Raw genomic sequence first — 12,351 nt, 5'->3', positions numbered from 1 at the left:
TCAATGAATTTGAAAATCATTAATTTCAAGCTCAACCTCCAATAAACATTTTAAAAGATTATCCCAACAGCTTTGTTCTTGCGGATCTGCAAAATAGTAGGTTCTAGAAGAATGAGGTGCACTAAAATCATAGTCTGTAACAATTACATGGGCACATGACGCATCTAAGACAAAATCGACACTATTTTCAGAGAAGACCGTTTGCACGAAGTTTTTAATGATACGTGCATTGCTAAAACCATGCTGAATATCTAAAAAAATACGGACTTTTTTACGTCCACTACATTGTGTATGGACAAATAGTAAAAATTGACTTACATACATAATTTGTTCTTTTGATAATTGGATTTGTGACCATGATTGTAATAGTAAAATGATCTGTTGCCTACTATGAACAAAATTATTATCTACTGAAGATTGACCACCTCGATTATGGCGATATTCCATCATTGGAATCAAGTCGAGTGAAAAAGTCTTGAGCTGTGTCATTATTAATGTCAGTTGATAATAATAAAGAGGTAGTAGCTTTGGTGAAATTGTTAATTCGTAGCTCTGCGCAAAATGGTCGATGATAAAGCGTGCTGTCGAAAAATTTCGAAATTCATATTTATCAAAATGATTATAAAATTGGATTTTTTCATCATCAGAATAAATACTTGGTAAAAATTGTTGAAATAATAAGGCACTAAACTTCGTTTCACAAAAAATTATATTACTATCATAGTGAGCCAGTTGTGTTATAAAAAACTCATCTAAAAAATTTGATGCCGTAAAATTAGTTAGTTCCTTGACAACAGATTGCTCTAAATCGAGTGCAGCACCCTTTACATGTACACGCCATTGAATAATTTGTAGCATGTAATGACAAATACTCGCTGTTTGCTTCGTCATTTTTCGGTGTTCAGGTAATGAAGTCATTGCTGGTAAGTTCAGTGAATTTAAATGGAATGGATCTTCCATATGATTTAATTCATAGACGGCTAAGTAAAATAGTAAATAGCGAATGGCCGTTTCTTCACCAACTAAATAGCCATTTGATGCTTTTAAAGAAATTTTCACATTAAAAGGACCCATCATTTTATTTAAAGAATGGATTAAACGATAAACTTGTGCGGTACTCAAATGGATTTTTTCAGATATATCAATAATTGATGTATCTTTTGAATGAATCAAAAAATGAAAAAGGGCAAAGCTTGAACTCGCTATTTTATAGGAGTGATTTAATGAATGTAAATAATAAGCTTTGCTGAAATCTTTGTTTTTTGTTAATTTCACATAGTCTTTTGTTACTTCGAAAATAATATTTTCTTGGAAGAGGTTTGCGCAATCTTCCTGTAAATATTTCACATAGCGTTTCATCGTCCGCTGATCGGATTGTAAATGTTCAGAGAGATGAATGAAGCTTGTTTCATGTGAATCCAATAATAAGTGTTTAAATAAGTCATATTGTAATAACTCTTTATCCGTAAGAAAAAAATGATTCATAAACTCTTCTCCTTCAAAAAACTTTCGGTTCCTACGATTGATTCTATAGAGCTTGTATCGTTGTTACAAGATATGTAGCACTTCATAATTTGCTAAAACTGTTACGGAAATTGACAATCACCCACACAAAGCTATCAGTAATAAGGTTTAGTAATTTTTTAAATTATTAGTCAATTTAATGATAATTTAGCATAAGCCTTTCGATTTATACTTATTTTCATGAAGTATAGGAGGAGCTGAAGGGATTGAAGAAAAAACACTATATTGGAAAACGCTATGGACGGCTAGTTGTAACAGCGGAAATTAGAGAAAAAAATACACTGCGATTAAAAGTATTATGCGATTGTGGTCATTCAAAAATTGTCTATTATTCAAATTTATCATCGGGTCGGACGAAAAGCTGTGGTTGTTTAGAAGTAAAAAACCGTCAGCGTTATCGTGATTTACTCGACATGACATTTGGAGAATTGACAGTGTTTGAGAAAACGGATAAACGTGCAAAAGAAGGGTCTATTATATGGCTTTGTCGCTGCAATTGTGGGGAAGAAAAATTAGCATCTGCACGTAATTTATTACGAGGACAAACGACGCATTGTGGTTCATCCGTGCATAAAAAGCAATTTGAGATTGGAGAACTCTATGGTAAATTGACGGTCCTACGCATCGATATAGAAAAAGATAGCATTGAATGTCAATGTGATTGTGGTGAGACGGTTAGCGTATCTGCACGTAATTTAAAGTATGGCCACACACGCAGTTGCGGTTGTTTGAAAAAAATTGATTATCGTACGATTGTAGATGGAACATGTATTGAACAAATACGTTCAAAAAAAATATCGAAAGCCAATAAATCAGGTGTGCGTGGGGTATCAAAAATAGGTAATCAGTGGCAGGCGTATATCGGATTTAAGGGTAGAAATATTGCGCTCGGGCGTTTCAATCATATCCAACAAGCGACAAATGCGCGAAAACAAGCAGAAATAAAATACTATAATGCTTTTTTAGCTCAATATGATCGTGGAGTTGAAATATCAGAATAATTTAAAAATAGTATAATTATGCATGTCTACGCTATATAATGGCATAGAAGGGGTGCATAGGATGAATGAAATTTGGATGTTTGCATTGGTAGCGTTGATGATTGTAATGGTTCCAGGGGTGGATTCATTACTTGTGTTGAAAAATACGTTGTCATATGGGAAAAAAGCAGGTGTATTTACGATGATTGGTATCGTATTAGCATTGGTTATTTGGACGACGTTAGCAGTATTAGGTTTAGCGACAATCATTGCTAAATCAGTCGTGATTTTTTTAGCAATTAAATATTTAGGTGCAGCTTATTTAATCTATTTAGGTATACAAGCATGGCGCTCAAAAGCTCAAAACATGCAACTACAGACAGTAGCAGAACCAGAACCAGGGGGTGGTCGCTTTTCAAATAAATCATTCAATTGCTTAACGCAAGGTTTAACGACAGATTTACTGAACCCCAAAACACTATTACTCTATGTGACACTGATGCCACAGTTTATTGAACCAAGTCATTCAGTGAATATGCAGCTTATTGTGTTAGCAACTGTCTTAATCATGATTGCAGTCGTGTGGTTAGGTATAGTTGTTTTTATTATTACTATTATTCGAAAATGGTTTTTACAAGAGCGTATTCAAGTTATTTTTAATAAGTTAACAGCTGTGGTATTAGTAGGGATTGGCGTGAAATTAGCGACTGAAAAAATATCTTGAACAAGCGTGTAATGGAGGCAGTAAATCTTGGATGTATGCCAGTTAAGAATATAAGAGGATGATTTAATCTAGGGTATCTGAATGGATCATTGCAACCGATAATGGTGAAAAGTGTTACAGATCAGAGAATGGCCATGGATAAATTATACGACTGACCATGATTATACTAGTTAGACAAATAAGAATATACGTAAGCTAAAAATAACCATGGAAGGTTCATCATAGAAGTTTGGTCAATGTAGACAGTCCGTAAAAATATTTATGACGCAAGAAGTTGTCACGTCAGTGAAGGGCAATTCGTTAAGCATATTTAAGTTGATGCGCTATTTTTATTGTATTATAGGAGAATTATGCGTACAATTCATATAATACATAGACAAAGGAGTTTGGAAAAATGTATATTGTCATCGTCATCGTCGTTATTATTAGCGTAGCGTTATTTATTAAAAAATTACAAAGCACGAGCCCACATGATACAGCTGATACGCAAGTGAAAGTTGGTTTTGTACATGCAAATGGTAGCTTGGATTTTTATGTGACAAAAGATGGTGAATTTGTTAGTCGTGCAGCAAATCAAACTTTTCAATTACAAGATATTGAAAAAATTATTGCCACAGCAGAACAAACAGTCGTATTTTCAAAAACAAAGGATGGCACTGTTTATAGTGAAAAACAGGTCGATGAAATTTTTGAAAAACATGTCGGCTATGTAACATATGAATTTCATTTTAAAAATGGTGAAAAATTTGATTCTGTTGTAGATGTGGCATCTAATAAGCAAGTAAAACAACGACGAGAGTTAAAGCAATCACTACATAAATTAACGAATATTCTAAGACAGCTAGAATTGACTTGAAAGGAATTCGCTTTTTATCGTGAATTGTAGTACACTTTATACTATTCGACTATGACATGATTGATTACTAATCTTGGCATATGAGCAAATGAACGTATACTTTCTACATGGAGGCATCGGTTTATTCCGATGTCTTTTTCTATGTGGTCAGTGAAAATAAACAACAGAAAAGTGGATTAGATGCTATTACAATTAAATGATATAACAAAAACTTTCACCAATGACACGGTATTATCAGGCGTTTCTATGAAAATTGAAGAAGGGGAACGCGTAGCAATCGTTGGTGTAAATGGTGCTGGTAAATCAACATTACTCAAAATAATCGCAAAAGATTTAGAATTCGATAGCGGTGAAATTCACATGAAAAAAGGTACGAAGATGGGCTATTTACGTCAAAATAGTGGTCTGCGAATCGAAGAAACGATTTGGTCAGAGATGAAAAGTGTCTTTGAACCATTATTGAAAATAGAACAGCAATTGCGTGAACTAGAAGAACAAATGGGCGATGTTTCACTGATGGAAGATGCTGAACAGTATGAGCAAGTAATGGCTCGTTATGCTGAAAAATCGGAGTATTTCGTGCAGGAGGGCGGCTATGAAATTGATACAAAAATCCGCGGTATTCTCCAAGGCATGGGCTTTGAGGATATGTCTACAAATACGGTAATTAAAGACCTGAGTGGAGGTCAAAAAACACGTCTTGCTCTTGCTAAAATTCTATTACAAGAACCCAATCTATTGATGTTAGATGAACCGACGAACCATTTAGATTTCAAAACATTAGCGTGGTTAGAAACGTATTTAAAAAGTTATACGGGTACAATTGTTGTTGTGTCGCATGACCGTTATTTCCTTGATTCCCTCGTGACGATTATTTACGATGTTGAGAGAACTACTGCGACGCGTTATGTAGGTAATTATTCATCATTTGTGGAGCAAAAAGAGACCAATCGTGAGTTGCAAACGAAAAAATATGAAATGCAACAAGAACAACTAAAACAAATGGAAGACTATGTTGTGCGTAATATTGCTTCAGCAAGTTCTTCGAAAAGTGCAAAAAACAAACGTAAGCAAATTGAACGCATGGAATTAATAGATGAGCCTTTAAAAGATTTAAAACGCTCTAGAATGGTTTTCTCAGCGAAAAAACCCTCCCATCGTCATGTGTTGACAGTGAAACAGGTTGATTTACTTGTGATGAAAGATGGTATTAAAGTACCGATAGTTGAAAATATCAACTTTGAACTTGAACGTGGTGACCGCATTGGTTTAATTGGTGATAATGGTGTCGGAAAATCAACATTACTTAAAACATTAGTCAATCGTAGAGCGCTTGAAAACGGCATGATTACTTGGGGCGAAGGTGTGACGATTGGTTATTATGATCAAGAACAGTTGACACTACACCCTGAAAAAACAATTTTCAATGAAGTATGGGATGATTTCCCTACTGTGGAAGAAGCGAAAATACGTGCAGTTTTAGGGAGTTTCCTCTTCCTTGAAGATGATATTCATAAAGAAGTTAGTGCGTTAAGCGGTGGAGAAAAAGCACGTGTTGCTTTAGCGAAACTAATGCTACTTGAGGCAAATATGATGGTAATTGATGAACCGACAAACCATCTAGACTTATTTAGTAAAGATATTTTAGAAACAGCATTTGATGCATTTGATGGTACATTATTATTTATTTCGCATGATCGTTATTTTGTTAATAAATTAGCGAATAAAATCTATGATCTAACAGCTGAAGGCATTAAAGGATACTATGGTAATTATGATGATTATGTAGATAAAAAAGCTGAAAATCAACAATTGGCGTTACAAAGTAGTACAAGTTAATAACGAAAAAACCTTCGTCGCCCTTATTGTATATAGGGACGATGAAGGTTTTTTATTTATTGATGATTTTGTTGTAGTTTTGCTAATTCATTGTCGATTTCTTCGAGAGGAATACGACTATATAAAGGCTTTGTCTGATGCGTTTGATGTGATAAAGTCACAATTTCTTGCCAACTTGCTGGAGGTAAAGCAAGCATATTGCGAATAGCTACACAGGAGAAGGGGAGAAATGGTTCAAGTAATTGACTAAGATTCTCTATAATATAAACCGATGTCGCAAGTGTTATTTCACAAGCTGCTGGGTTATCCTTCACTGTAATCCATGGTTTTTCAGCATCAAAATAACGATTACTGTCACGAATTAGGTCGAATATTGCTTCGAGTGCTTGTTTTGTTTGGCCATTTTCTATCAAGCTACCTACTATAGCATACAATGATTTCACAGCATTGCGCATTTGACTATCTATAGTTGCTTGCGGTATTTGACCAGCAAAAGATTGGTCGATGAATTTCAAATTACGATTGACGAAGTTAGCAAATGTACCGAGCAATTCACTATTATGACTATAAATAAACTCACGCCATGAAAAATCAGCATCCCGGTTTTCGGGTGCATTAATCGTTAAGAAATAGCGTAATGAATCTGGATGATAACGTTCTAGGAAATCGGGCACCCAAACAGCCCAATTTTTACTCGTGGACAGTTTTTGTTTTTCTAAAGTTAAGTATTCATTTGAAATAATATGACGGGGAAGTCCTTTGTTGTTTAGTCCCATTAAGATGGCTGGCCAAATAATCGTATGAAAGGGGATATTGTCTTTCCCATGTACATAGTAGGCTGTTGTATCTTCACTCCAAAATGCTTGTGCAGAGGTATGGTGTTGCTTCGCCCATTCCAATGAAGCACTATAATAACCCGCCACTGCTTCAATCCAAACATAGATTTTTTTACCTTCAAAACCATCGACAGGTACATCAATGCCATTTGGTAGGTCTCTTGTAACTGCCCGATCAGGAATACCTTCATTCAAATAACGCTGCGTAAGATGGAGTGCATTTTCACGCCAAGTTCCTTCTTTTTTGGCCTGATTTACAAGTTGCTGAATTTCTTGTGAAAATTGACTGAAAGCATAATAAAAATGTTCTGTGTTTCTAAATTCGGGTTCATTGCCACAAATTGTGCATTTACGATCAATTAAATCTATAGGGTCTATTATTTGCCCACAATTATCACATTGATCACCTCGTGCATGCGCACCACAATTCGGACAGATACCAACGACGAAGCGATCCGGTAAAAATTGTTGATCAGTTATACAATACGCCTGTTGAATTGTTTTTTTATAAAGATACCCATTTTCTAAAAGTTGTAAAAAAATTGCTTTAACGTTCTCATGATGATGTTGTGCGTCTGTGCGGGTATACAGATCATAGCTGAAACCAAGCTTTGCAAAACTATCAACAAACTCTGCGTGGTAGTGATCTGCGATTGCTTGTACAGTGGTATGTTCTTGTTTCGCTCGAATGGAAATAGGCGTTCCATTGCAGTCGCTACCAGATACATACAGAACATCTTCACCTTTTAAACGATAATAACGAGCAATAATGTCACCAGGCAATAATGCGGCGATATGACCCAAATGTAGTGATCCATTTGCATAGGGCCAAGCGCCACCAACTAAAATTGACATATATAATCTCCTCCTTAAAATAAAAAAACGCCCTAATCGTATGATTACGATTAGGACGAGTAGACTCGTGTTACCACCTAAGTTTACAAATAGCTCACACTATTTGCCTTCATCAGTACATATTTAATACTGCTGCTGTTGTAACGAGTGCCGTTCTCGTCGTAGCCTACATATCGGTACGAAGCTCAAAGGTCATATTCAGTGATTTTTGTATGCTTCATTTCCACCAACAGAAGCTCTCTATCATACAGCTGTCACGTACTCTTCCTTCTCATTGCCTAAAAATTATTATATACAGCTTAACATGTTGAAAATGAAATTTCAAATCGTTGATTTCATTGTTTTCTCTGTTCATCTATTTCTCATGCTGAATAAATAGATGAACATAAAAGAAAATAGAGTTGTTTATAAGGAAATGAATCAGGTAAAAATAGTTACCTAATTCATTCTTTTTTTTATTTTTAAAAAATGAATAGAAAGTATAGTACCACTATGTTGTTATATCTAAAATAGGTATTAATGCCTATTTTATGATCAGAAAAGAAATAGTTAACTGAAGTAAAATAATGAAAATTACTCAAAAAAAGAAAATTAAAAGTTATTTATTGATTAATTCTAGTCCATAATTGCGAAAAAAAAATCTTGTTTTATTCTATTTTTAGGTTAATTAGGTTCATTTTGATGACTTTTTTTACCATCTTAAAAGGTCTATTGTATGTCTATGGTAATGGTTGTATAGTGTTACTAAAGGCATGCGTTATAGAAAAAATAAGGAGATGAATAGCATGAGATACAAAAAAATTCTATATGTAGTATTTTTTACGATAGCATTTCTTTTAATAGGCAATGCTAGTGCATCTGCTGCATCTAAAACAGTGACATCCATTTCACAATTAAAAAATGAAGTATATTCAAATGTAAAAGGATATTCAAACTCATTTGAGGTTATATATACAGGTGATATGTCTCAATTTAATAAAGAAGTGAAGACTATTTTACCTAAAATTATGGATATGGATGATATGGTTGCGGGAACACTTAAAAGTTATCAATATCGCGTAGAAAATTCAGAAGCTACAGAGAGTAAAATATCTTATAAAGTCGATTATTTTACATCAAAAACAAAAGATGCGAGTGCGGATGCAAAAATTACCAAAGAAGTTTCAAAAATCAAAAAATCTGCAAAATCAGATTACGATAAAGTGAAAGAAGTAAATGATTTCATCGTACGAAATACAAGGTATGGCGGTAATAGTATGGAGCGTTATACAGCGTATGGCTTAATGAATAATAAATATGCTGTATGTCAGGGCTATGCATTAGTGGCCTATAAAATGTTAGAAAAACTTGGTTTACCCGTTCGTTATGTGGTCGGAACATCAATGAATCAAGATCACGCATGGAATAAGGTAAAAGTAGACGGCAAATGGTATAATCTTGATACAACATGGAATGATCCAACACCTAATAGCGATACGGAAGTTAGTTACAACTATTTTTTAATTAGCGACAATAAACTTTCGAAAGATCATGATTGGGTACGTTCGAATTATCCTGCTTCAACAGCTACTACGTATGATTTCTATGTCAATACGGGGTCAGTTGTTCAAGTCGCATCAAAAGTATTTTATTCAAATAAAAAAGATAATGATTTATTATATGTATATGATTTAAAAACAAAGAAAAATAAAAAATTATCGCACACACGTGTACAATATTTAACGTATGCAAACAAAAAACTATATTTTAGTAATTACTCAAATTCAGCCTATTTAAGCTCTATGTCAACAGCAGGTAAATCATTAAAAGTGTTAGTAAAAAAACAAGTTAGTAATCTTGAAGTTAAAGGAAAGTACCTGTACTTTAAGGTTGGTAAAAAGGCCTATAAAATGAAATATTAAAAACGTGCTAAAAAAGAGCTGGCCCTAAATTATTTTAGGGTCAGCTCTTTTTTAGCATGTTTTCTTATACGTGAATTTAGATGGGAAAATAAATAAATCATCTTTGTACAATAGAATAAGAGGTAAATATGCCTAAAATGTTACAAAAAGGTAAAAAGAGTATATAAAGGAAAGGGCTATTGTATAATAAAAAGATAAATGGAGGTGCGTAAATGTTCAAGTTATGTAAAAGTATATTGATTATGTTAGCGGTTGTATTGCTCATTTCTTGTGATTCAGGCAATGCAAAAATACAAACAAAACAATTAATCATTCCAAAAGCTGATTTTTATGAATACGTCTATATACAAGGTTTAGATGATGATGGGATGGCAAGTACAAATACACAAAAAACATACTCCGATAAAGTGTTGGTGAAAGACGTATTGAAAATAGTTGACCGTGTAGTTGTGAAGAAACCAAAATATGAAAAAGATATTCAATCCGTTAAACAGCTTCATGATAAAGGTAGTTATATTTTAGCTTTTGGTGATACAGGGGATTTTAGAGGAAGGTCCTATACAATATATTTATTGAAAGACGGTACATTATATTACCAAGATATTTTAGGTGGGAAAGATATTTCTTTTGTGTCTGTTGATAAGCATCCCGATAAAGTAAAAGAAATACTCGATTTATTAAAAATAGATTTCTGATATCATCTTGTTTGAGTAACTAAATAGCGTTAACTGATGATGGATTGAGTTAATTTTATGATTCGTTGAATTATAAAAATGAAATTCTCCATTAATTGTTTTTTAGAAACTGTCATTCTAAAGACAAGATCACTTATTTTGTATAAAAAACGCCCATGAAGTATTCACATCGATGTCAATTGACATCGGTGCTTTTTCTTCATGAACGTTTTTGGGTACTATTAAATGCCAAATTCTTTTTTTACCCAGTTTTCAGCCTCAGTCCAGTTTTGGACACGGATAACATTTTTGGGTGATGGCTCTCTATTATAAGGAGCATCAAACAAGATAACAGGGATATCAAGTTCTTCACTTAATGCGACAGCATTGGAATGCTTATCTTCAAAAAATAATTCAACATTTTGTGTACGTGCGGCATGTACTTTACTTGCGTTACCAACAATATGCAATGCATCATACGGTATTTTTGATGATTTTAACCAACTTGTCGTTACGTCAGTCGCGTTTGTTTCACGTGCTGTAATAAAATTAAGGTTTGTAACAGGATGCCAGTTGTTTAAAATTCGAATGACTTCATTTTGTAATGGTGGATTTTCATACATTTCAATTTCAGTTTCTTTAAACCAATCATAGAATATTTGATGATCCACAGAGAGTGCTTGTGAGAGGTCGTACTGTTTAATATCAGCAAGTACTAAATTTGTTTGGAATTTTTTATTGATGAAGGGCAGCAAAAATTCTTGTGCTGTAACTGTACCGTCAATATCAATTCCAAAACTATATTTTTTTGACAATTAGATTCGCCTCCAAAATTAAACGTTCTTTAGAGCCGCTTTTTCTGCTGCTTCCTTTGCATAATGAGCTTCTGCTAAAATGTCGATTTCTTTTTTAAGTTCTTCAACCATTGTTGCTTCAGGTACTTTACGCACAGTTTTACCATGGCGGAATAATAATCCTTCGCCACGAGCACCGGCAATGCCTATATCTGCTTCACGTGCTTCACCAGGGCCATTTACTGCACAGCCTAATACAGAAACCTTGATGGGTGCTTTAATTGTTTGTAGGTATTCTTCTACTTCATTGGCAATTGTAATTAAATCGATTTCGATACGACCACATGTTGGACATGAAATAAGCGTCGGCATATTTGATGCTAAACCGAATGATTTTAATAATTCACGCGCTACTTTAATTTCCTCAACTGGATCAGCTGATAAAGAGATTCGCAATGTGTTACCGATTCCTTTTGATAAAATAGCACCTAAACCAGCTGCTGATTTGATTGTACCTGAGAATAATGTACCAGACTCGGTAATACCAAGATGCAGTGGGTAATCAAATGCCATTGCTGCTTTTTCATACGCTTCGATTGCAAGATTGACATCAGAAGCTTTCATAGACACGATAATATCGTGGAAATCTAAATCCTCTAAAATTTTAATATGGTGCAATGCTGATTCAACCATACCATCGGCAGTTGGGTAGCCGTATTTTTCAAGGATTTTGCGTTCTAATGAACCGGCGTTTACACCGATACGGATGGGAACTCCTTTTGCCTTAGCAGCATTTACAACAGCTTCTACTTTTTCTTTACGGCCGATATTACCCGGGTTAATACGGATTTTATCTACGCCAGCTTCAATTGCTTTTAGTGCCAGCTTATAATCGAAATGGATATCCGCTACAAGAGGGATATGGATTTGTTTTTTTATGTCTGCTAAAGCGTCAGCAGCACGTTCATCAGGACATGCTACACGTACAATTTGGCAGCCAGCTTCCTCTAAACGGAGAATCTCCGCTACAGTTGCTTCTACATCATGTGTTTTAGTAGTTGTCATACTTTGGATGATAACTTCATTACTGCCGCCAATAGTTAAATCGCCTACACGGACTTTACGTGTTTTCGAGCGGTGCGTTATTTCGTTCATCAAACTCTCTCCTTCATTGGCTTTTAGTAGCCTCACTATTTACTATTCTATCAGTGTTTTCAACTATATTACAAGGGAGAAACCTCTATTCCTCAAATCATTGTTGAGAATAGTGTATATTTTTAAACATTGTGTGCATAATACAAACGATTTTTTAATGATTAGGTTGCTATGAAAAAAACGACTAGCAGATTGTAGTCTACTAATCGTGAT

At 34.3% G+C, this 12,351-nt stretch carries 10 protein-coding genes and 1 other annotated feature; of the genes, 6 read left to right on the top strand and 4 right to left on the bottom strand.

The window, feature by feature from the left end; genetic code table 11:
• Positions 1-1,485 carry a helix-turn-helix domain-containing protein gene (locus DEX24_RS08145; RefSeq protein WP_109305926.1) on the bottom strand — a complete coding sequence of 495 codons (1,485 nt, stop codon included), beginning with the start codon at positions 1,483-1,485 and terminating at the stop codon, positions 1-3.
• Between the two features lie 245 nt (positions 1,486-1,730).
• On the opposite strand from DEX24_RS08145, the gene DEX24_RS08140 reads away from it, so the two are divergent.
• The 4 genes from DEX24_RS08140 (at position 1,731) to DEX24_RS08125 (ending at position 5,923) form a co-directional block, all read left to right on the top strand.
• Positions 1,731-2,525, top strand: coding sequence for an AP2 domain-containing protein (locus tag DEX24_RS08140; protein ID WP_109305925.1), 795 nt, complete (start codon positions 1,731-1,733; stop codon positions 2,523-2,525).
• A gap of 61 nt (positions 2,526-2,586) precedes the next feature.
• Positions 2,587-3,228 (top strand): LysE family translocator, encoded by a 642-nt coding sequence (locus tag DEX24_RS08135; RefSeq protein WP_170112884.1) that lies wholly within the window; start codon positions 2,587-2,589, stop codon positions 3,226-3,228.
• 394 nt (positions 3,229-3,622) lie between these two features.
• The gene (locus tag DEX24_RS08130) at positions 3,623-4,084 is read left to right on the top strand and encodes a hypothetical protein (RefSeq protein ID WP_109305923.1); all 462 of its coding nucleotides are present in this window, start codon (positions 3,623-3,625) and stop codon (positions 4,082-4,084) included.
• Between the two features lie 180 nt (positions 4,085-4,264).
• The gene (locus DEX24_RS08125) at positions 4,265-5,923 is read left to right on the top strand and encodes an ABC-F family ATP-binding cassette domain-containing protein (protein ID WP_109305922.1); all 1,659 of its coding nucleotides are present in this window, start codon (positions 4,265-4,267) and stop codon (positions 5,921-5,923) included.
• 56 nt (positions 5,924-5,979) lie between these two features.
• Here DEX24_RS08125 and metG read toward each other — a convergent pair whose 3' ends face one another.
• Positions 5,980-7,614: a methionine--tRNA ligase gene (gene metG / locus DEX24_RS08120; RefSeq protein ID WP_109305921.1), complete on the bottom strand. Its 1,635-nt coding sequence runs from the start codon at positions 7,612-7,614 to the stop codon at positions 5,980-5,982.
• A gap of 48 nt (positions 7,615-7,662) precedes the next feature.
• Positions 7,663-7,898, bottom strand: a binding site (T-box leader).
• 501 nt (positions 7,899-8,399) lie between these two features.
• Here metG and DEX24_RS08115 point away from each other — a divergent pair.
• Entirely contained in the window at positions 8,400-9,515 is a 1,116-nt protein-coding gene (locus DEX24_RS08115) for a transglutaminase domain-containing protein (protein WP_170112883.1), read from the top strand.
• A gap of 212 nt (positions 9,516-9,727) precedes the next feature.
• Positions 9,728-10,210: a hypothetical protein gene (locus DEX24_RS08110; RefSeq protein ID WP_109305919.1), complete on the top strand. Its 483-nt coding sequence runs from the start codon at positions 9,728-9,730 to the stop codon at positions 10,208-10,210.
• A 221-nt stretch (positions 10,211-10,431) separates the two neighbouring features.
• Here DEX24_RS08110 and DEX24_RS08105 read toward each other — a convergent pair whose 3' ends face one another.
• Together DEX24_RS08105 and ispG are read right to left on the bottom strand one after the other, a co-directional pair.
• Entirely contained in the window at positions 10,432-11,004 is a 573-nt protein-coding gene (locus DEX24_RS08105; protein ID WP_109305918.1) for a 5' nucleotidase, NT5C type, read from the bottom strand.
• 18 nt (positions 11,005-11,022) lie between these two features.
• Positions 11,023-12,138, bottom strand: a complete 1,116-nt coding sequence (gene ispG / locus DEX24_RS08100) for a flavodoxin-dependent (E)-4-hydroxy-3-methylbut-2-enyl-diphosphate synthase (RefSeq protein WP_109305917.1) — start codon at positions 12,136-12,138, stop codon at positions 11,023-11,025.
• Positions 12,139-12,351 lie beyond the last annotated feature (213 nt).

This window comes from Kurthia sibirica, assembly GCF_003143975.1.
In the GTDB taxonomy this organism is placed as follows: Bacteria; Bacillota; Bacilli; order Bacillales_A; family Planococcaceae; genus Kurthia; species Kurthia sibirica.
The sequence above is the reverse complement of the archived record's forward strand: the minus strand, read 5'-3'. Positions and strand labels throughout refer to the sequence as shown.

Excerpts from the sequence above, each read along its gene's own strand:
- DEX24_RS08125 (WP_109305922.1), top strand. The coding sequence starts at position 4,265 with ATGCTATTACAATTAAATGATATAACAAAAACTTTCACCAATGACACG.
- DEX24_RS08115 (WP_170112883.1), top strand. The coding sequence starts at position 8,400 with ATGAGATACAAAAAAATTCTATATGTAGTATTTTTTACGATAGCATTT.
- DEX24_RS08135 (WP_170112884.1), top strand. The coding sequence starts at position 2,587 with ATGAATGAAATTTGGATGTTTGCATTGGTAGCGTTGATGATTGTAATG.
- ispG (WP_109305917.1), bottom strand. The coding sequence starts at position 12,138 with ATGAACGAAATAACGCACCGCTCGAAAACACGTAAAGTCCGTGTAGGC.
- metG (WP_109305921.1), bottom strand. The coding sequence starts at position 7,614 with ATGTCAATTTTAGTTGGTGGCGCTTGGCCCTATGCAAATGGATCACTA.
- DEX24_RS08110 (WP_109305919.1), top strand. The coding sequence starts at position 9,728 with ATGTTCAAGTTATGTAAAAGTATATTGATTATGTTAGCGGTTGTATTG.
- DEX24_RS08130 (WP_109305923.1), top strand. The coding sequence starts at position 3,623 with ATGTATATTGTCATCGTCATCGTCGTTATTATTAGCGTAGCGTTATTT.
- DEX24_RS08145 (WP_109305926.1), bottom strand. The coding sequence starts at position 1,485 with ATGAATCATTTTTTTCTTACGGATAAAGAGTTATTACAATATGACTTA.